At 59.6% G+C, this 21,680-nt stretch carries 14 protein-coding genes; 2 read left to right on the top strand and 12 right to left on the bottom strand.

Annotation, left to right across the window (positions count from 1 at the left end; all coding sequences use genetic code 11):
- Positions 1-135 precede the first annotated feature (135 nt).
- A complete protein-coding gene (locus tag BPNPMPFG_RS29790) occupies positions 136-3,219 on the bottom strand; it encodes an autotransporter (RefSeq protein WP_258592137.1) in 3,084 nt (1,027 codons plus the stop codon).
- A gap of 513 nt (positions 3,220-3,732) precedes the next feature.
- Between BPNPMPFG_RS29790 and BPNPMPFG_RS29785 the strand changes: the two genes are divergently transcribed.
- Positions 3,733-5,247, top strand: a complete 1,515-nt coding sequence (locus BPNPMPFG_RS29785) for a caspase family protein (RefSeq protein WP_258592136.1) — start codon at positions 3,733-3,735, stop codon at positions 5,245-5,247.
- Positions 5,248-5,392: 145 nt separating this feature from the next.
- Here the strand turns inward: BPNPMPFG_RS29785 and glmS are convergent, their stop codons facing one another.
- The 10 genes from glmS to BPNPMPFG_RS29735 form a co-directional block, all read right to left on the bottom strand.
- The gene (glmS, locus tag BPNPMPFG_RS29780; RefSeq protein WP_258592135.1) at positions 5,393-7,216 is read right to left on the bottom strand and encodes a glutamine--fructose-6-phosphate transaminase (isomerizing); all 1,824 of its coding nucleotides are present in this window, start codon (positions 7,214-7,216) and stop codon (positions 5,393-5,395) included.
- A 542-nt stretch (positions 7,217-7,758) separates the two neighbouring features.
- Entirely contained in the window at positions 7,759-9,102 is a 1,344-nt protein-coding gene (locus tag BPNPMPFG_RS29775; protein ID WP_319946006.1) for an HlyD family type I secretion periplasmic adaptor subunit, read from the bottom strand.
- 26 nt (positions 9,103-9,128) lie between these two features.
- Complete coding sequence (locus BPNPMPFG_RS29770; RefSeq protein WP_258592133.1) at positions 9,129-10,883, bottom strand: type I secretion system permease/ATPase; 1,755 nt, start codon at positions 10,881-10,883, stop codon at positions 9,129-9,131.
- A gap of 335 nt (positions 10,884-11,218) precedes the next feature.
- The gene (locus tag BPNPMPFG_RS29765; protein ID WP_258592132.1) at positions 11,219-12,136 is read right to left on the bottom strand and encodes a class I SAM-dependent methyltransferase; all 918 of its coding nucleotides are present in this window, start codon (positions 12,134-12,136) and stop codon (positions 11,219-11,221) included.
- A 74-nt stretch (positions 12,137-12,210) separates the two neighbouring features.
- Positions 12,211-13,470: a polysaccharide biosynthesis/export family protein gene (locus tag BPNPMPFG_RS29760; RefSeq protein WP_258592131.1), complete on the bottom strand. Its 1,260-nt coding sequence runs from the start codon at positions 13,468-13,470 to the stop codon at positions 12,211-12,213.
- Positions 13,457-14,734: a hypothetical protein gene (locus tag BPNPMPFG_RS29755; RefSeq protein WP_258592130.1), complete on the bottom strand. Its 1,278-nt coding sequence runs from the start codon at positions 14,732-14,734 to the stop codon at positions 13,457-13,459. Before BPNPMPFG_RS29755 ends, BPNPMPFG_RS29760 begins: the two co-directional genes overlap by 14 nt.
- A complete protein-coding gene (locus BPNPMPFG_RS29750; RefSeq protein WP_258592129.1) occupies positions 14,731-15,735 on the bottom strand; it encodes an NAD-dependent epimerase/dehydratase family protein in 1,005 nt (334 codons plus the stop codon). Before BPNPMPFG_RS29750 ends, BPNPMPFG_RS29755 begins: the two co-directional genes overlap by 4 nt.
- Before the next feature lie 43 nt (positions 15,736-15,778).
- Positions 15,779-16,453 carry a sugar transferase gene (locus BPNPMPFG_RS29745; RefSeq protein WP_258592128.1) on the bottom strand — a complete coding sequence of 225 codons (675 nt, stop codon included), beginning with the start codon at positions 16,451-16,453 and terminating at the stop codon, positions 15,779-15,781.
- Positions 16,450-17,586: a DegT/DnrJ/EryC1/StrS family aminotransferase gene (locus BPNPMPFG_RS29740; protein WP_258592127.1), complete on the bottom strand. Its 1,137-nt coding sequence runs from the start codon at positions 17,584-17,586 to the stop codon at positions 16,450-16,452. The genes BPNPMPFG_RS29745 and BPNPMPFG_RS29740 overlap by 4 nt, the downstream gene beginning before the upstream one ends.
- Positions 17,587-17,636: 50 nt before the next feature.
- A complete protein-coding gene (locus BPNPMPFG_RS29735; RefSeq protein WP_258592126.1) occupies positions 17,637-18,359 on the bottom strand; it encodes a nucleotidyltransferase family protein in 723 nt (240 codons plus the stop codon).
- Between the two features lie 579 nt (positions 18,360-18,938).
- Here BPNPMPFG_RS29735 and BPNPMPFG_RS29730 point away from each other — a divergent pair.
- Entirely contained in the window at positions 18,939-19,616 is a 678-nt protein-coding gene (locus tag BPNPMPFG_RS29730) for a LuxR C-terminal-related transcriptional regulator (RefSeq protein ID WP_258592125.1), read from the top strand.
- Positions 19,617-19,694: 78 nt separating this feature from the next.
- On the opposite strand, the gene BPNPMPFG_RS29725 is transcribed toward BPNPMPFG_RS29730, so the two are convergent.
- On the bottom strand, positions 19,695-21,440 hold the full coding sequence (locus BPNPMPFG_RS29725; RefSeq protein WP_258592124.1) for a PAS domain S-box protein: 1,746 nt from the start codon (positions 21,438-21,440) through the stop codon (positions 19,695-19,697).
- Positions 21,441-21,680: the final 240 nt, after the last annotated feature.

Below are 21,680 nucleotides of genomic sequence, written 5' to 3'. Positions count from 1 at the left end.
TCCGGGCATAGCGGTCCAGCACCTTGCTCGGGTGCGGTGGATTTGACGTTCCTGCTATTTCCACGGCAACAACTCAGGAACTTCGCGCGGCGCGCCACTCCCGGTGATCCGAAATTCCGGCCTCAAGCCCACCGGCTAGAAGGCGATCTTCAGTCCGAACTTGGCGCCGACGGTAGAACTGTCGGACGACACCTTGCCACGGACTTCGCCGTTGACGGTGGTCGACTCCGACATCTTCAGGTTGAAGCCGGTCGACAGCGCGGCGGAAAAATCCGCATCATCGAAGGCGATCTTCCTGGTGTCGATTTCGGTCGTGTTCTTGTAACCGAAACGCTGCTGCAATTCGCCCCGCGCATAGGGGCTGAACACCATGCCGTTGCTTAGCGTGTAATCGCCATAGATGCCGGGTTCGAACTTGATCGCGCCAAAAGAAAGCTGGCTCTTGCCGAACGCATTGCCGCCGCTGTCGGTATAGGGATCGCCGCGGAACGAAACACCAAGCAGGCCGCCACGCAGATCGAAACGGGTACGCTCGCCCAGCGTGAAGATGTGGCCGACCGATCCCGTGACCGCATAACCCTTGGTGTCATAGCTGCCGGTGGTGGCGAGCACGCCGTTCGTCACGTCGCTTCCGCCGATGAAGCCGGAGGCGGAGACCAGCGCGTAATCGTAGTTCTTGCGGAACAGCGCGTAGCCGCCGAACATGCCGGCCTTGTTGGTGCCTTCGCCGATGGCATCAAATCCCTGGAACGCGCCGAGGCTGACCTTGGTCGAGGCGTAGCCGGCGAAAACGCCGATGTTCAGGCCATACTCATTGTCGAACTGGAAGTGTTTGGCGGCATTGAAATCCAGGCTGATGGCGGCCGAAAAATCATTGGCATCGAAGCTCGGGCCGGGGCCATCCAAACCACCGCCGCTGATGTTGTAGCCGTCATGCTCGGTATGAGCGAACTGGCCGGAGGCAAAGACGCCGAAGCTGGACGAAACCGGCACCATTCCAGATCCGGATGCGGGCGAGAGACCGAGGTCGGCATCGAGTGCGTCGCGGTTTATGCCGTAGAGGGCGTCGATTGCCACCGTGACCGCGCCGGCGTTGGTGGCGCTGGTGGGTGCGGCTGCAATGCCGAAATTGGCCGGCGTGGCACGCAGGAACAAGCCGCCATTCGGGCCAGCTACGACCACATAGGTGAAAAGCGAACCCGGTGTGCCGGGAATGCCTTTGACGTCGAAGGTCCCGGCAATCGGCCCGCTGGTGGAGACGATGAGCGGGATATCGGTCGCCTGGGCGAATTGCGGCGTGCCGAGCAGATTGACAATGATGGTGTTGACGCCAGTGGCCGAAAACGCGTGGGCAACGATTTGATCCGCCTGCACGGTCTGCTGGTTGATGTCGAGGCCGATGCGGGCGCCGTTGAGGGTGAGGCCGCCGAGCGTCAGCACGTCGTTGGCGACACCATTGCGCATGTCGATCAGCGAATTCGTCACGATGATCGATCCCGGCATGTTGACGTTGCCGTTGATGAACAGCGTCGAGCCGTTGCCCAGATTGAGGTGGTTGATGCCTTGCGTGCCGCCATTGAAGCGCAGCGTGGAATTGTCGGCGGAAAAATTATCGAACCCGGCAAAATTCTGGCTCTTGCCGCCCGCCGCGAGGTTGGTGTCGGTGACGGTTCCATTGGCATTGGTTCCACTGAACAGGACGCCATCGCGTAGATTGAGCGGATCGACCGCGCCCACCGTGTCGATGATCAGGGTGTTGGGGCCGATTCCGGTGATGTCGCCGCCGATCGTGCCGCCCGACAGGTGAACGTGCTCTGCGTCGATGCCGCCATTGATGGCGCCGCCGGTGACCGAGACATTGTCGAAGCCGGCGCCGCCGGTGACGTTGCCGGCGACGGTGCCGCCGGAAACCGTGATCACGTCATCGCCGTTATCGCCGGCAAGATTGCCGTTGATTGTTCCGCCACTGATATTCAGCGTATCGTTGCCGTCGTCGCCACTGACCGAGCCGCCGACGGTGCCGCCGGTCATGTTGAACGTATCGTTGCCGCCTTCCAGTACTATGGCGCCTCGTGCGACAGCGGCGAAGCTGCCGATTGCATTGCCCTGGATGTTGGCGGTACCCGAAATCGTGACGCTGTCGTTCAGGCCGCCGGCAAATAGCGATCCGGTGATTGTGCCACCGCTGATCGTATAGGTGTTGCCGCCGCCTTCCCCTAAAACGGATCCGTTGACCGTGCCGCCGCTCATGTCGAACGTATTGACCCCGGTACCAAGATCGACATTGGCGGCAGCCGTGGTCGTGCCGATCATGCCGCCCGAGATGCTGATATGGTCGTTGCCCTCATTGCCGGAAACCGGCCCGCCGATCGTTCCGCCGCTGATGATGATTGTATCGTTGCCAAGGTCACCGATGATTTCACCGGTCAGAACGCCACCGGACACGAGTATCCGGTCGTCGCCATCATTGCCTTCGATGAAGCCGTTTATCGTGCCGCCGCGCAGATCGATCGTGTCATTGCCCGCGCCGCCGCTCACGGCGCCGCCGAGCGTGCCGCCTGTCATCAGGAAGGAATCATTGCCGCCCTCGAGGCCAACGGCATCCGGCCCAACCGCCTTGTCGCCGTTGATGCGGGCATCGCCGGACACCATGGCACTGTCGTCGCCCCCGCCACCGAAGATGGAGCCGTTGATGAGGCCACTGCTGACATTGAACTTGTCGGCATTGTTTCCGCCGATGACCGAGCCATAGAGAATTCCGCTCGCCCCCGTGCTTATGTTCTGTCTCATGGTGAAGCTGTTCACGCCGTCACCGAGAGAGATATTGGTCGGCGTGGTTTGAAGGCCGACTGTGCCGTCCTGGAAATCGACGATGTCGTTACCCCCGAGAAGGCCGATGTCGCCAGTGCTGGAATCGAGTTGATTACCGCCGACGCCGCCATTGACATTCACCCGACCGCCGCCTTTGGCAATCCTGCCGCCGGATATGTTCAGAGTGTCCGGACCGGTGCCATGGTAGATAGTGCTGTCGCCGTTGCCATAGCTTGACAAAAAAGGCCCGGCTGTCGGATCCAGGGCCGGGCAATCTATCGTTACACCGCCCTGCCCGTTCGACTTCGCCTGACACGCCATCGCATCCACCGGTATCAAGGACGCAGCCGCGCCGATCGCCAGCGCCGAGACGCCGCTCAAGCCCAACATCCGGTTTCTGCCGGCCATCATCCCTCTCCGCGAATAAGTCCCCGTCCAAATCCCCAAAAATTTCGAACTGCGATCACGTCCGTCAATGCACTCTTCGGATCGTCATAACGACGCCCCCCAGCATCTGGGAAATATAACACCTGCTTTTTTGTGAGGATACAGTTCGATCTCAGTTGGCGAATACCCGATTGTGCTGGTTTTGGAGAATTGCCCCCTGATGAAGAGGCTGCGCCGTTTCGACAGGATGTCGACACAACTGATTGAAAGAACAAAATGAATCGCGGATCGATTCCAGATACATGGCGGCGTCGTGCCGGTGTTTACCGAATTTTGAGCATGTGGCCGAAAAACAACTTCTCCGTGTTTTGTAAGCAACCAGCCACGATGCTGGGGCGCTTTGTCGAGGGATGCCAGTGCACGGACAGGGTGGACCGGGAACCCCGGCCCTATCCTTGAAGCGTGTCTTGGTATAAAAATTCGTTGGCCTTTGGAGCCGTCAGGTTCAAACGCAAGCAGGATCGCATCAGCTTCGTGGCACGCTTCGACGGCTCCACGATTGTCGCACGGCGAAACGGGCATGCTGACATGATCTATCGCAACCGTTCCTTTTTACGAATTCCGGCATTTCTGCTTTTGCTCTTTGCCGCCTCGATTTGCGCCCATGCGGCGATCGAGCAAACCCCGTCCTCGCCATCCCGTAACCGGCTGGCGATCGTGATCGGCAATTCCGATTATCAGAGTTCCCGACTTGAGCATCTCCCCAATGCGGCAAACGATGCCACAAGGCTTTCAGAGAGCCTCAAGCGGCTAAATTTCGAAGTCCTGACGGGAACCGATCTTTCGACCGAAGGTTTCGCCAAACTGCTTCGAGACGCCGACGCCAAGCTGCCAACCACCAGTGCGGTTTTGATTTTCTATGCCGGCCATGGCGTGCAGTTGAATGGCGAAAACTACCTGCTCCCGGTCGATACGCCTGATCCCGAAAGCCTGGAAAAGCTGACGGCCCACGCCATCAAGCTGAATGATGTGATCGCGAGGTTCGCGCGCCGGGACCGCCAGACATTCATATTCCTGGACGCGTGCCGCAACAATCCGCTCGGCCCCGGCGCCGGCGCGGGCAATGGTCTGGCGCAAGTTGACGTCGGTGAAAACACCTTCGTTGCCTTTGCCACTCAGCCCGGCAATGTCACGGCCGATGGCGGCGGCGCAAACAGCCCGTTCACCGTTGCGTTGCTGAAGAATCTGGAGATTCCCGGGCTCAGCATCTCGGACATGATGATCCGCGTCCGCAACGAAACCGAAGCATTGACAGTTGGCCGTCAAGTGCCGTGGGATCAATCGAACCTGCGCGAGCAGTTCTATTTCACGGAGCAGCAGGTACTCGATCCAGCACAGTTGAGCGCAAGCCTTTCGCGAATTCTGGCGGACCCCATCGCAAAGAAGAGATTGCAGGTCGAACTTGCCTCCAACGACCTGCAGACTGCCGTGCTTATCGTCGGGCAGACGTTGCGGTCGGTCGAGATTCCGGGACCGTCAGCCGGGTTACCGGAGCCGGTTGGCACTCAGGTGGCCAATCTGTCTCCAACCGAAAGTGTTGAAGAGGCTCACCAGAGCGTCGTCTCCGGCCTCGAAACCCTCATTGTCGGCGCATCGGCGGGCGAAGCGGACAAGGGCAAGGCGGGCGATCTTGCACGCAGCGTCCAGACGGAACTTCGTCGCCTGGGTTGCTACCGGACGCAGGTGGATGGCGATTGGGGCACGGGTTCCGTCCGCGCCCTCGCCGACTATTACAAAAATACCAAGCAGGTCGCATCGACGACCGAGCCGACCGTCGGGCTGCTCGGCGATCTCTTTCTACGGTCCGGCAGAATCTGCAAGCAGCCGGTCATCGTAAAGGCCAAGCCGGCTAAAGTTGCGTCGGACGCCGGCTCCTCGCGAACCGGTTCCAGCCGCAACACTGCGAAGCGCTCACAGGTTGCCCCGAGACGCCCCGCGGCCCCCCCACCAGACATTAGTGGAGGCATAGGCATTGGTGGTGTGTTTTAGGATATGGCCGATCAGACGCGCTTCGTTGCCATCCCAGCCTCGGTGACGATGCGTGTTGCCGATCACCATGAGAACCGGCATGTCGGTTCAGATCACGGACACAGTCGGCATTCCTGAAGATTTGGCGGCGGCTTAGCCATCCGGTCTACTCCACGGTGACCGATTTCGCCAGGTTGCGGGGCTGGTCGACATCGGTGCCCATGAACACGGCGGTGAAATAGGCGAGCATCTGGATCGGCAGCGCGTAGATGATCGGCGAGATGATTTCGGGCACGTCCGGCAGCACGATCGTCTCCATCGTCTTGACGCTCGTCAGGGCCGCGCCCTTGCTGTCGGTGATCAGGATGATCTTGCCGCCGCGCGCCGCCACCTCCTGCATGTTCGACACGGTCTTTTCGAAGATCCGGTCGTGCGGCGCGATGACGATGACCGGCATGTTCTCGTCGATCAGCGCGATCGGCCCATGCTTCAATTCGCCCGCGGCATAGCCCTCGGCGTGGATGTAGGAGATTTCCTTGAGCTTTAGCGCCCCTTCCATGGCCAGCGGGAAATTGGTGTCGCGGCCGAGATAGAGCACGTTCTTGTAGTGCGCGAGGTCGCGCGCGATCTTTTCGATCTGATGGTCGAGCTTCAGCACCTGGTTGGCATAGCGCGGCGCTTCCGACAGTTCGCGCACAAAGGTCTTTTCCTGCTCGCGCGAGATCGTGCCGCGCGCCACGCCGGCGCGCACGGCAAGCGATGCCAGCACCGAAAGCTGGCAGGTGAACGCCTTGGTCGAGGCGACACCGATCTCCGGACCGGCCAGCGTCGGCAGCACCACGTCGGATTCGCGCGCCATGGTCGATTCCCGCACATTGACGACCGCGCCGATCTTCATGCCGGCCTTGCGGCAGTAGCGCAGCGAGGCCAGCGTGTCGGCGGTCTCGCCCGATTGCGAGATGAAGAACGCCGCGTCGTTCTTCGACAACGGCATTTCGCGGTAGCGGAATTCCGAGGCGACATCGATGTCGACCGGCAGCCGGGCGTAGCGCTCGAACCAGTATTTGCCGATCAGGCCGGCCAGATAGGCTGTACCGCAGGCCGAAATCGCCAGCCGGTCGATCCTGGCGAAATCGAAAGGCAGGTCGAGCGGCTTGGAGACGCCGCCGACGAAATCGAGATAGTTCGCCAGCGTGTGCGAAATCACTTCTGGCTGCTCATGGATTTCCTTCTCCATGAAATGGCGCCGGTTGCCCTTGTCGACCATGAAGCTGGTCGACAGCGACTGCTGGCGCTTGCGGTCGACCTTTTTGCCATCGATGTCGAAGATGGTGACGCCGTCACGGCGCACCACCGCCCAGTCGCCGTCTTCGAGATAGGTGATCGAATTGGTGAACGGGGCGAGCGCGATGGCGTCGGAGCCCAAAAACATCTCGCCATCGCCATGGCCGACGGCCAGCGGCGGGCCATTGCGGGCGCCGACGATCAGGTCCTCGTCGCCCCTGAACATGATCGCCAGCGCAAAGGCGCCTTGCAGCCGCTTCAGCGCCTGGTGCGCGGCCTCGACCGGCTTCAGCCCCTTGGCCAGTTCGCGCGCCACCAGATGGGCGACGACCTCGGTGTCGGTCTGCGAGGAGAAGGAATAGCCGTCGCGCTTCAGTTCCTCGCGCAATTCGGCGAAATTCTCGATGATGCCATTGTGGACGATGGCGACGCCGTCGGAAAAATGCGGGTGCGCATTGGTCTCGTTGGGCACGCCATGCGTCGCCCAGCGGGTGTGGCCGATGCCGATCGTGCCGTCGAGCGGATCGTCCTTGAGCCGGCGCTCAAGGTTGATCAGCTTGCCTTCGGCGCGCCGGCGGGCAAGCTCGCCATGCTCGATGGTGGCGACCCCGGCCGAGTCATAGCCGCGATATTCAAGCCGCTTCAGCGTAGCAAGGATGAGCGGCGCAACCTGCGTGTGACCGACGATTCCGACGATACCGCACATGGCCTTGCCCCTTTTTACCTGCGAAATCCGAGCCTTGTTGCCGCCAAAGCCACACTATCCCTCCTTGGCTATGAGCTTATCGTTCATTCGAAGGTCGAGCCTGAATTGTTGTGCTTGAAACCGGAGTTGGCCCAAGTGGGCGGAGCGGCGGAGCTTGCACAATTGGATTGAACGGCGCCTGCCCCGACGAACAGTGTTCGTTCGAATGATGCGCTTCCGTCGGCTGAGGCGCATGCTGGCTCAGCCGGTAACCCAAAGCCCACCCAAGTGCCGGTTAGGCCCGGCCGCCAGAGAGGCCCCCCTCCCAAGGCTGTCGGGCCGCTCGCCTTGGCTGGCGAGGCTCTTACGTGCAATTCAATTTTCGCGAAAGCATGATCGCTTGTTGTCGCACGCCCTCGCATGCGGACAAGCGAGCATTCGATCGCGGTGCCAACGCAAGTCTTTGTTTTCATGCATGTCGTTGTCCCAAAACCGGGGCCACTTTTGGGCGACATGCATTGGCAACGGATGACGTCAATTTGAACGCAAGAATTGCCACCGCTTCATTGGCGGAAGGCCTTGGACATCTGATCCGTAAGAGGCTTCAGCAAATAAGACCAGACGCTGCGTTCGTCCGTGCTTATGTGAACCTCGGCTGGCATACCTGGTTTGAGCACCTTGGCATCCGTCAGGCACGCCGCCTTGTTTTCGACATCGATACGCGCCGAGAAATACGAGAGCTGGCGTTGTTGATCCTTGATCAGATCCGCCGAGATGCGCTTGACCGATCCTTGGCAAGCAGGCGTCGTGCCGGCATCGAAAGCCGGAAACCGGATCGAGACCCGCTGACCTGGGCGAATGTCATCTATGCGCGATGGAGGAATCGACGCGTCGACGACGAGGTTGTCGGCATCGGGGACAATCATCATAAGCACTTCCCCGGGGGCGATCACGCCGCCAATTGTGTGGATAGAGGATTCTTGTACCGTTCCCGACTGCGGAGCGCGGATGGTTGTTTTGGTCAATTCGTCTTGCGCCACAACCTTGCGTTCGTCGAGTTCGGTCTGCTTGGCTTCCGTTTCGCGAAGTTCGCTCGTTACCTCACTGCGCCTTTGTTCGTCGAGCTGAAGAATTTGCAACTCAGTCTCGCTAATGCGGGCCTGCGCCTCCGCGACCGCCGCCGCGAGGCGTCCTGCCTCTCCGTGAGCCCGGGTAGCATCCAATCGGATGTTGCTTAGTCTTTCTTTGGACACCAACTTCTTTGAAAAAAGTGCCTCGATATCGGCAAGATCCCCGTTCAGCAGGACCACGGACTGGTCTTCAGCAGCCTGCTGCGCCTTGAGGCCGGCGACCTGATTTTCGAGTTGCTTTGAGCGGCTTTGCAACTGTGCCTTCTGGCCCGTCAACGCCGCGGCCCGGCTTTCGAACAGGGCACGCTCGCCGCTGACGAGTGCAGCCAGCCCCGGATCGCCTATCCGTGTCCGAAGGCTGGAGGGAAGCTGCATTTCCGGCAGACCTTGTCGCTCGGCCTCCAGCCGCGCAAGACGAACGTTTGCGCGATCGAGATCCTCACTGATTATTTGGAGATTGGCCCGCGTCAGGGTGTCGTCCAGCCTGGCCATCACGTCACCAGCCTGCACATGGTCCCCATCTTGCGCGAAGATGCCCCCGATCGTGCCGCCGGTCTGATGCTGGACTTTCTTTATGTTGCTTTCGACCACCACGGTGGCGGGCGCAATCACCGCGCCGGCGATCCTGGTCAAACCGAGCCAAAGCCCGCCACCCACAATCAACAGAACTGTGACCACCACGCCAAGGGTCAGATTGGCCCGGATGTCATCCGGCGCATCGGCCGAATTCGTCCCGACCCTTCGGCTCCCATCGCGAACCGGAGCATATGACGACATCGTCACGTCAGACATAGGACCAGACCTCACGCATGACCGCCAATACCTTTCTGCAGCGAGACGACCGAACCTGGCCGCTCCTCGGTTGATGGGAAGGGCCGAATAACGTTTGCCAGGACCTCCTCGCGCGAGCCAAAGGAATGAAGCATTCCATTCGACATGACGAGCACCTTGTCGATGTTGGTGAGCGCGGAAGGACGGTGCGCAACGACGACGACGATGCCTCCACGTCGGCGTACCGCCAGGATCGCACCAGCCAAGGCGGCATCGCCATCGACGTCCAGGTTTGAATTCGGCTCGTCGAGGACGACAAGAAATGGATCGCCATAAAGTGCCCTGGCAAGCCCGACGAGTTGCCTCTGTCCAGCCGACAGCGCCGCCCCTCCATCGCCTACGCGTGTCTGAAAACCTTCAGGCAAACGCATGATCATCTTGTCGATGCCCGCGGCCCTGGCGGCCGCCAGCACGCCCTTGGCATCGCCTTTGTCGCCAAATCGCGAGATGTTGTCGGCGACCGTTCCATCAAACAGCTCAACATCCTGCGGCAGGTAGCCGATATGAGCGCCGAGTTGTTCCGAACCCCATTGGTCGAGAGAGGCTTCGTCCAACCTTACCGTTCCGCGAAGCGGCCGCCACACGCCCACCAACGCGCGCACGAGCGTCGTCTTTCCCGAACCGCTTGGGCCGATGATGGCCATCCCCGTGCCCCCCGATAGGTGGAAGCCGACATCGATAACGGTGGGTTTTTGCCGACCTGGCGGGGCCACTGTCAGCTCCTCGACCGCAAGTGTCGCCTGCGGGCGTGGCAGCTCCATGAGTTCGCCATGGCTACCAAAAGCGGCCAGTGTCGCTGTCAATTGCGAATAACTCTGCCGGAACGCCACAAACCCTCTCCAGTTGGCGATCGCCGCATCGACCGGGGCCAACGAGCGGCCCAGCAAGATGGAAGATGCGATGATCACGCCTGGCGAAGCTTCACCCCCGATCACAAGATAGGCGCCGAGCCCCAGAACGGAAGACTGCAAGGCCATCCGCAGCGCCCTCGACAGTGAACCGGTGGCGCCGACAATGTCGGAAAGCCGCTCCTGGTGCTTGAGATATGCATGATTGACCTCGCTCCAGCGCTGGGCGAGCCGCCCGGAGAGGCCCATCGCGCGCGCGACCTCCGCGTTGCGGCGGCCGGAATCGGCAAGGTTGCGCTGCGACACAAGTGTCTCGGACGCACGCGCGGCCGGTCCGCGGCCAAGGATTTCCGCGACCACCGTCAACAGCACGACAACAATCGCACCGCACGTTGCCAACAGGCCGAGCGATGGATGCAGCAGGTAGATGACCAGCAGATAAAACGGTATCCACGGGGCGTCGAAGACGACAGTTGGCCCCAATCCGGAAAGGAAACCACGCAACTGATCCAGATCGCGAAGCGGCTGCACCCGGCCCGCGTCCTGCCCGCCGATGAGCGGCAGGGAAAGTGAGAGAGCGAAGACCTTTTGCTGCAGATTTTTGTGGAGGCGATTGCCGATTCGAACCAATAGGCGAAGCCGCACGAAATCGAGCAGCCCATAGACCGCATAGAGGCCGAGCATCCCGATTGTAAATCCGACAAGTGTCGGAACGCTCTGCGACGGCAAAACGCGATCGTAGATTTGCAGCATGTAGACGGAGCCGGTCAGAGCGAGAATGTTTATGACCGCCGAGAACACGCCAACGCCAACCAGCCCGGGTGTGCAGCCAAGCATAGCGGTGCGCAGATCGGGCGAGCGCTGCCCACCCGGATTCATGGCCTGCGACCATTCATGAGCAGTCCTCGCGCGGGCTCATTGGCTCCGTCGAGTGTGAACAAACTTTGGGTTTTCAGGAGCGTCTTCCCTCTCCGATATCGAATATTACGCCCCGCTAACGTATGTGCCTTTGGGCAAAATGTAGCAAAATCGTGGCACAGGTCCGAGAAACCCGGAACCGACATGTCAAATCGGGGGAAAACGGAGGTGGAAGCTATTTTTCGGGTGGGTCGGATGGCGGCATCGGTCGCATGTCAGGCATCAATGCGGCACCGCGCAATCCATTTCGGGGGTGATTCGCCCGGGGAGAAGGCCCGGTGTCTGATCTCGATGTTCTAGCGCTTTTTCGCAACAACCAGAAAATGCTGCGCCAGTTGTCCGGGCACGCGAAGGGTCCTGGACGCCTTCTCGACGGGCTCGATCAACGCTTCACAGACCCCTGGCAACAGGCTTCCCGGGCGGGGCAGATAGCCGTAAGGTATCATCGCCTCGACGACGAAACCCGAAGAACTCAGGAACTCGTTGAATCTCGCCGCGCTTAGCGTGTTGCGAATCGTGCGTCCAGACAAACGATTCAGCAGGCGGCAAACCAAACCGATGGGCGACGTCGCATTCATGTGAACATTGCACACAAATCGCCCGTCGTCCTTCAGTTGCTCATTTATTGCCTTCAGCGCCTCCCATTTCAGTCGATCCTCGGCGTTCAGAAAGAACCGAAACGCCGTTATGACGTCGAAGGTTTCGCCGAGGGGCTGCGTTGTCATATCAATGTGACGCAGTCTCACATTCTGCGGAACCTGCGCGCAGGCAAGCATGGATTCGGAGACGTCGACGCCCACCACTTCGCCGAAGAGCTCAGCGGCGATGTTCGTGATGCGGCCTGTTCCGCATGCGAAATCGAGGCACGTTCGGCCGGCTCCGCCCATCGGACGCAGAACATCCAGAACCAGGGATCTCTCGATTTTCTCCCAAAGCGCGCCATAATAGCCGGATTCGTGGGTTTTGTTGTAGAGTTCGCCGTAGCCCGGTGTGCGATGGCTTGACCTGTAGTCGTCCGACACGCCGTCCCCTTGGCAGTGGGCCTTCTGGCTGGACGTTGGATTTTGCCAAGTTCCGGCCTCACCTGCCTGGGACTCGGCAAAGGGAATTCGTGCCGACGATGGCGTCTGGAAAGCATAATTTACGGGGCCAGCCGCTTGAGTCACGGTCGTCGACCCCGTCAGCTTCACCCCTCGCCTGGAATTAAGCCTCATCAAAACCTCCCCTTGAGTTTTGTTCGACTACCCGATCGAACAGTGAGTTCGCCGCAGCCGGCCATGCAGGCGACCTATTGGATTGCCGCACTTTGCAGATCACTGCTGAATCTGGCTTCGATGGTATCGCCTGGCATCACGATCGTATCTTCGTCGGCCGACAGTTTGCGCCACTCATCGCCGACCTTGCGCACGAGAGTGACCTGAGCGTGGATTGTTTCGCCGGCAATCGGCAGTGGCTGGGCGGAAGCCCCGGATGGCTGCAACTTCTCGCTGGCAGCGTGGAGTTTGGCGGTGACGTCGGCGACGCGTATGTTGGTGTCCTTCAAATCAGTCAGCAAGCCAATCCTCCTCTGATTGTCATTGCGTTCGTGCTGCCTGACATAGTCCTCCTGCTGGCGTCGCGCCCGCATGAGTTCGACCGACGTTTGAAGCGCCCCACTTGAAGAGAGAAGCAAGGCGCGCCGGACGTCCGCAAGCCGGTTGTTGGTCAGATTGCCTGACTGGAACGCTTTTGTTACGCGCGCCAGGTCTTCCTCATCCGCTTTCACACCCTCGGTCTCGACCTGTTCGCGCTTGGCCAAAACCTCGATTTGATCCGCTGCGTCCTTCTCGCCCTTCTCGACAAAACTCTGCTCCTGCTGGAAATCGCTCAGCGCAATCTTCAGCGCGTCCGCTTCAGCTTGGGCGATCGCGGCTCCGACACTGGGAGACAAAGGTGACCCTTGTGGTGTCTGCCCGTCGAAATTCGCCTGGTTCTGAAGTTCGGCGCGGATACGGGCAGCGTGAAAATAGTCCTTGGTGTACTCCCCCCAAAGTGCCTCGTAATCGCGCCTGAGATCGATCGGATCGGGTCCGGACTGGCTTGCTCGCGACCGCAAAAGACTGTAGCCGCCAGAGACGGCGAGTGCCTGCCGCACGGTCATGAGCGGGCGGTAGGCTTGTTGTCCCGGGGTAAGCACGTCGCCCATCACATAGATCGGGCGGTAGTCGACGATGACAGCGGTCACGTCGTCCGGCTTGACGACAACCATTTGCTCCCGCCCATCGGGCAGGCGCACATGAAATATCTTGGTCGGCAGAAGCGTTTGCATGCGCGCCTGCAATTCGGGCGCGGTCAGGCCCCCAACCATGACCATCCCGACCTCGGGAAGGGCGATATTGCCATCCATCTGGACCACGGCTCGCTGCGTTCGATCCGAAATTGGCGCAATCCCTATCTCCACGGTATCGCCAGGTGACAGTTGATAGGTCCCGACGTCGCCTGCGGCAGCCATCGACGTCAGGGACATCGCAGCAACCGAAGCAAGAACGATTCGCTTAGTGAAGGCCATTTGCGACAATCTCCTTCTGAGCCGACACCGGCTTGCCAGGCCAATCAACACGGGCAACAAAATCGTACACCGGGCCACCAGGCACCCCCCAATTGCTCGACCAGACTATCTGTGAGCCATCTGGAGACGGTGAAGCATGCGTCTCGCTCCAGTAGTCGAAATGAGCGTTGCGCGTGTTCACGATAGGTCGCACCTCTCCACTGCCGTCCGTGCGCAGCGCAATGACCTGCTGCGCATATGGCGCCCAATCCTGGTGCTGCGATATCTCGGCGGGAGTTCCGCCATAGGTCACAAACACCCAGCCGGGCCTGTCCAGGGACCTGAGGGATGCGTGCTGAGCTTCGCCATATCTCATCAGGGAGGTGACCTTGCCGTCGGACAATCTGCGCTTGATCACCTGATACTTGTCCGGATCCGATTTGCTGATCCCTACATAGATTTCGTTCCCGTCGGCATCGACCGTCATGTCGCCATGACCGGGTCGATGATGCTCCGTCCACTTTTGGCGCAAGGTGCCGTCGATAGAAAAGATGAAGCTCGGCTCATTGCCGTCCGGCAATTCCTGGGAGCATAGAATATTGATCCCGAGCGGGGAGATCGAGCATGTGTCGGTGGTTCCCGGAAGTTGGGCAAGATCGATGTCCGGAAACTTCCGCCGCAGCTTGAGATCGTAGCCAAAGACCACCGCCTTGCCATCGCTGCGGGTTGCCCGCACCGCAAGGCGGCTGCCGTCGCGGCTCGGATTGCCCTTGTACGGCCCGAACTGAAGGTCGCGATAGGTTGCCGAGACGAACACGATGTCCTCATGATCCGTGCGTGGCGCCCAGGTGGAAATTTGCCGGCCACCAACGCAAATCATCAGGCTGGGATCCTTGGGATGCCATTCGCATTCGGTTGAGCGATCGCGGCGAAACAGTGGAGCGTAGGTATGCCCGTCGAGAAAGCACATGGCGCCGCAGCCATTGACGATAAGGAGAAGACTCTGGTCCGCGTTCCAGGCCTGGGCGCTTGAATAACGGTGGCTGCAGTATTTCTGGCCGCATGTAATCCCTTGGCCAAGGATTCCGGGTTTTGTGATCCGTACGAAAATTGTGCCAAACGCCGGATCCTTTGTTCCGTGCAGATAGTCCGGCAGGTCTTTCGCAGCCGGGGCGGACGGTTGCGCCGATGCGCTGTTTTCCAGGCTTCCGGCCATATACATGTTCAAGAACATGGCACCGGCAATCAGCGACAGCGCCAACGCATGCCGGCGGAGCAGGGTCATGTCATATAGCCCTTCTCGCGGCGTACCCGGCCTTGGCTAAGGCGCGCCCGCCACCATGCGATGGTTCGCTCCAGACCATCGCGCAGGCTGGTCTGGGCCCGCCATCCGGTCTCGCCCTCGAAGTGCGAGGAATCCGCGAGCAAGGCGCGGACCTCCGAGTTTTGCGGCCGCAGACGGCTTTCGTCGCGATGGACCGGCTTTTTGGAGCCGCTCAATTCGAGTACAAGACCCAATACATCGGAGATGGTCGCGGCGCGTTGGCTGCCGGCATTGTAGGCGCGGCCGAATTCGAGCCCGGCCACGCCCGCGGTCAGGAACGCAGCGGCGGTGTCTTCGACAAAAGTAAGGTCGCGGATCGGACTTGTGTCGCCGACCATGATCACTGGGCAATTCGGGTCCAGAGCCTGCCGGATGATGGTCGGCACGATGGCTCGCTCACTCTGACGCGGACCATATGTGTTGAAGGGCCGCATGATGACGACCGGGACATCGAACGACCTGGCGTAAGACTCCGCCATCATGTCGGCGCCGATCTTGGATGCCGAATATGGCGACTGTCCCTGCAATGGATGGGTTTCGCGGATAGGCATGGTCAGGGCGGTCCCATAGACCTCGCTCGTGGAGGTATGCACCACCCTCTCTGTCTCCCATTGCCGTGCCGCTTCGAGGACATTTACCGTTCCAAGGATGTTGGTCTCCACATAGGACTGAGCAGCCGCGTACGAGTATGGAATCGCAATGAGCGCGGCCAGATGAAACACAACGGCCTGGCCACGCATGATCCGGTTCAAGAACGCGCTGTCGCGAACGTCGCCGCGGACGAGCTTCAGCTGGCCTCGAATGTTGTCTGGCAAATCGTCCAGCCACCCATGGCTGTCGAAAGAATTGTAGAGGGCCAGGGCCGTGACATCCGCCCCGTTGCGAACGAGTGCTTCGGTGAGATGCGAGCCGATAAAGCCATCCGCGCCCGTCACCAGAACTTTCTTGCCGTTGTAGCTCATGACCGCTTTCCTTGGCCGACTTAAGGCGCTTCCGATTTGGGATTCACATGTCCACCGGCGGCCGTGGTACCCAGCCGAGAACCGCCAGAAAGCCGCGCACCATCCAGACGATGTCGGAAGCGATGGTGCGCCGCGGATAGTAGGAGAGGTCGAGTCTGGCCTTGGCGGGGAACATCACCTCCCTGTAGAACAGGATCGGATCCACGGATCGGGGAAAGAGATGCGCCTCATGCCGGAAAAGAACCTGGGTTGGACCCAGCAGGCCGGGCCTGTACTGTAGAACGGCCTCGAAGCCACCCCGGAAACAATCGGCTAAAGCCAGGCTCTCGGGTCGTGGGCCGACGATCGCCATCTCGCCCTTGAGGACATTCCACAGTTGCGGCAGCTCGTCGAACTTTGTGGCGGCGAGGAACCGGCCTACCGTGGTCATGCGGCTGTCGCCCACCATGGTCAGTGCGAGGCCATGGGGGCTGCAGTCCACACTGAATTTGCGGAATTTGTACATGCGGAAGGGCTGCCCCCCAGCGCCCAAGCGGGTCTGTACGAACAAGATGGAGCGGCCGCCTTCGAGCAGAAGCGCAACGGCAATCAGCAGCATCAGCGGCGCCAGTATGACGGCCGCGGCGCTCGCGACCGCGAGATCGATCGAACGTCTCGCAAAGCCATGCGTGGGTCCTGAGGCGAGACGCCGGTGAAGGGAAAGATCCGACGCATTCATGCCGCAGTTCCTGTTTGGGCGCAGCTGTCGAGCGCGCTTGCCAGAGCGGCCACAACCGCTTCGGCGACAGGTGAAGTGATCTGGGGATGCAGTGGAATTGTCAGCTCACGCTGAGCAAAATCCTCTGTACGCGGCAAATTGGTGCCGGGAAAAAGCTCGCGATAGAGCGTCATCTGGTGCACCGGCGGATAATGGATCGTGGTCTGGATCCCCTGCGTCCGCAATTCGTCGATAATATCTTGCCGCCTTGCGTAGCGCGGCAGAAGGATCGGCATGATGTGGTAAGCGGACGTCCGCGGCTCGCTGAATGGAATTGTCACGGCCGGGCATCGTTCCGTGATGAGGCGGCGGTACAGGACGACCAGGATACGCCTGATTTCGTTCCACTCCTGCAGGTTCTGCAGCTGAACCAGTCCAATCGCCGCCCGCATCTCGTCCATGCGATAGTTGAACCCGAGCATGGTGACATCATACTGCGGCGTACGACTGTTCAGACGCTGATGTGTCCCGGTCGTCATCCCGTGCCCGCGGGCCTGGCGAATCCTGTCGCGCAGATCGGGGTCACGGGCAATTACAGCTCCCCCTTCCGCCGTTGTCATGTTCTTGTTGCCGTAGAAGCTGAAGGCCGCCGCGGCGCCAAACGTCCCCACTTCCCTCAAACCGGGAGCATGCGCGGCATCCTCGACAATATACAGTCCTCGCGCACGGGCGAACCGCTGCCATTGTTCCCGATTGGCGAGATAGCCTGCGAAGTGAACGAGAATGACCGCCTTTGTGCGTGGCGTGCATCGCGCTTCGGCTTCCGCAAGCGACATCAACGGCACGTCGGCCGACTCAATATCGACAAAGACCGGAGTCGCCCCGACGTACAGCACCGCATTGGTGGTCGCCACGAAGGTCAATGATGGAACCAGCACCTCGTCGCCCGGGCCGATTCCAAGGGCATGCAAAATGAGATGGAGCGCCGCGGTACAAGAACCGACCGCGACGCAATCCTCCGCGCCGTGCATGGTGGCAAAGGCTTGTTCGAAAGCTCGTACCCGCTCTCCCATGGTAAGCCAACCGCTATCAATCACCTTCGATAGCGCTGCCTTCTCAGGCACGCCTAGGATCGGGGCGCTCACCAAGAGCATCTTGACCTCCTCAATTATAATTTGTGGTATTGGCTCTACATCCGAATTCTTCATGCAGCGGCGGCGGCGACCTCGATTGAAGTCGACTGCTCTTCCCAAGAAATCGCTTGTGCATTCTGAAAGTCGTCGACACGACCGATGTCGAGCCAAAGACCGTCATGTTTGTACACATGCACGGTCGTGCCGCCCTGCATCATCTGCAGCATCAGATCATCGAATCCAAATGGGATACCGGAAGGAATGAACTTCAGAACATCGGGGTTCATGCAGTAAATCCCCATGCTGACGAGATGAGAGAGTGTCGGCTTTTCCCGAAAGAGCTGAACGGCATTGTTGACCTCGTCAATGACACCGAAGTCCATCTTGATCAGGCGGCAGGCAGTGGCGATCGTAACCGGATCCTTATGCATGCGGTGCGCAGCTACAAATCGGCTGAGGCTTAGATCGGTAAGAACATCGCCGTTGAGCACGACAAATGTTTCGTTCAGTTCTTCCCTGATCAGAGAGAGAGGCCCGATGGTGCCGAGCGGCTCCATTTCCTGCGTGTATCTGATCTTCAGGTTCCATTGCGATCCATCGCCGCAAACGCTGCGGATCAAGTGCCCGAGATACCCCGTCGTGACATAGACCTCTTCGATGCCGTTGCGCCGCAGCCACTTCAGGAGCAACTCGAGAACGGGCCGGGCACCGATCGGCATGAGTGGCTTTGGCAAGACCGATGTGAAGGGCCGAAGGCGCGTCCCCATTCCACCGCATTGAATAACCGCTTTCATCCAATCCTCCCAACTCCATTCAGCCCGAACATCATCGTCGCGAGCCAGCTGCCGAATGAGTGCTCGGAGAGCGGCCCTGGGGCCAATCCGAACATCGCATGGTGAATGGTATGGCCACTCTGAACGAGTGTCGTCGTGCATTCGAATGGTAACGATTCAACGCGTTTCCGGTATCAAATAGCCACGAAGGATCGAGGGCAGAGCTAAGCGATCAGGACCTGAGACCAATGGAGCCCACATGATTTTCGCAGCTGAAAAGACAGCGATCCGCCAAGTGCCGGAACTGGCCTGTGGCCGCCCGGCAAAGGCATCAAAGGGGCTGTGCGGCACAGCGGTTTTGGTCCGGCAGGCACCTCACGTAAGGTTTAAGAAAAATAACTGAAGCTTTTCGCCTTTTAGGATTACATTAGCCGTATGTGATGTTTACGGGCGGGGGCGCCGTGGATCTCACTGTGATGTAACGACCAGTGGTTGGCCACGACTATAAGCTCATCACGGTTCCGTGCATCTCGGGGTAACGGAGTTTCGGCGGGCTGGACGGGTCTGCTCGCCGGGCAGAGCGAGCGTTGGGGTAGTTCAATGTATCGGATCGTCATCGCCGACGATCACGGCTTGTATCGTTACGGATTGCGATTGGCACTGACGGCAGGTATTCCGGGCGTCGAAGTATTCGACGCCGCGTGCTTCGATGCCGTGGTCAGTCTTCTGGAACAGCAAGCATCGATCGATCTCGCGATCCTGGACCTGAACATGCCGGGCCTGTTCGATCAGGAAGTGCTCGGCGACGTTCTGTCTGCCTATCCTGATACGCGCTTCGCCATCGTTTCAGCCGATGATTCACGCGCAGAGATCCTCAAGGCACTTTCGATCGGGCTCCACGGCTACATCGTAAAGTCGCAAAAGGACGAGGAAGTCGTGCTGGCCGTGAAAGAGATCCTCGCCGGCCGCATCTATGTTCCAGCGCTTCTGTCGCGAACGTCTGCCGGACAGGGATCGCACGGACCTCCGTCTTCTCAGAGATACCTACCGAGACGGCACATGGACGCCAGCAATCTCGGCCGCCTGACATCGAGGCAGAAGGACGTCCTCAAGCTGATGGCGGAAGGGTACTCGAACAAGGAGATTGCCCGCAATTTGGATATTGCCGAAGCGACAACGAAAATCCATGCCGCCGCCATTCTGCGCGAGCTTGGAGTACGAAACCGGACTGAAGCAGCCGTTTTGCTGCAGGCTTGGCTGTCGAAAAATGTGAACTGATGCATGTCACGCAAGGCGGGCGGCGGTTTGGGTGAGGACATGCATGGACAAAGAACTTAGAAGCGTGTCGCACGCGCTTCAGAATTCAATTTCCTTCCGCGATAGCCGCAACGAATATCGCAGTCCGTACTCCGATATTTCCAGTTTCGGCGAATGACCGACAAGCGGCGCGCCGTCCACGCCGATTATCATGGAACCGAAACCGTGGCGCACGACGCTTGAGTTCTTCCGCCCTCCCGATTCCACCCAATTGAACACGACGTCGTTCCCTGCGCCGTCGGATGCGAACTCCCACTTTACGTCGACCCGCCCTTGTGAATCTCCCAACGCACCGTATTTCACGGAATTGGTCGTCAGTTCGTGAAGAACCATCGCAAAGCTCTCGGCGGCGCCACCCGGCATTGTGACGGAGGGGCCGCTGATCGTTATGTCCTGAGTCTCTTCAAAGGGATGCAACCCCTGAGCCACAAGATCGTGGAGCATTCCTGACGTGCTGGTACGACGTGACAGGAGCATATGCGTCGCCTCCAGCGTTCGAATCCGGTCGATCAGCATCTCCTTGTATTTGGCAACGTTGTTCTCGGGAACATTGATCATGTTTACCAGGGCCGTGATCACAGGGAACAGGTTGCTGAACCGATGGCGTTCTTCGAGCATGATGCGCTCGCGTTTCCTTACGGCGGCGCGCAGAAGCGTGGATTGTCGCAGCTCGGTCAGATCGGCGGCCACGCCGATGCGCAACGGGCGATCGTCGTGTTCTTCCAGACGTCCGCGCAAAGCGACCCAGCGGACATGACCATCCTTCCGCCGGACACGAATCTCGATGTCGTAGTTCACTGCCGACGAGGGGTTTGCCGAGGCAGCCAGCTTCGGCCAATCAGCAGGATGAACCACGGCCGAGAGTTGTTCCAGGCGGCGGGTGGGAGTTGCGGGCAGACCGAGAATGTCCCAGAACTTGCCAGAGCCCGCGACTGTCCCATCCTCGAGATCGATTCGCCACGTGCCCAGTCGCCCGGCAGACAAAGCGAGATCAAGCCATTCCTTCTGAGCCTGGAGCGCCTCGCGTGCCGTTCGTCGCTCCGAAACATCGTCGACCACCACGAACACGCTCTCGGTGGATACCTCATCAGGTCGGGACGAAGACAGAGCCAGACGAGCCCAGAATGCCTTGCCGTCCTTTCTTAACAGACGGACCTCCGCAGCGAACGGAGTGGCGCCATCGCCCAGACCTCTCAGCAGCTCCTGCAAGGCATCTCGATCGTCAGGATGAACGAGTGCCGCAAGCTGTAGCTGGGCAAGTTCCTTTTCTCCGTAGCCTGTCATCTCACAAAGGCGTCTGTTCGATTGCAGCAGTTCGCCACGTCGATTGGTGTTTGCAAAACCCATGGCGGCGCGCTCGAAAGCCCAACGATAGCGGCTCGCGGTCGCATCGATGGCTGCGAGCCTCGCCTCTGCAACATCAAGCGCCCCGCGCAAATCTTGTCGCAGGCGGTGGAACATAAACGCAATCAGGCCGCCTGAGACCAGAAGGAAGATAGCGCGCGTCCAGTCTCCAGCAGAGAGTTGAGCATTCACGACGCGGCGTGCCCACAAACCGCCAGCGGCCATGACAACCGTCGCAGCGATCGCGACCAAACGACCTTCAAGGTACACAATAATAATAATTGCAGGAATAAAAGCAATAAATACTGCATCCTGACCAACATGTATCGAATTTATTTCTTCGAATACTATTGAAACTATCAGCAGCACCAATATGGAGGCCACATAAGATAGCGGCTTGCCTGACACGTTCGATTTCAGCCAGCGCAGATACGAACTCATGCGCCAGACTACAACCTTCCGCCTAGTTCGTCGAGACTAGGCCGCGAGGGGGACAACCTAGTACCACTGCCGGATTGCCTTGCCTTTGTCCGCGAATAGAATCGGGTCGGAAGGGCTCATCAGAAACGCACATTACAACGAACGCTGCGGAACACACCCGCCGCGTATTTCTTAAGCTGTGTCGAAATTCAAGGCAGAGGAGCACATTCTGGTCAAAAGCCAGAAACAACCGCCGGTAAA

The sequence above is a fragment of the Mesorhizobium sp. AR07 genome (assembly GCF_024746815.1).
In the GTDB taxonomy this organism is placed as follows: Bacteria; Pseudomonadota; Alphaproteobacteria; order Rhizobiales; family Rhizobiaceae; genus Mesorhizobium.
This window is presented reverse-complemented; position numbering and strand designations above follow the sequence as displayed.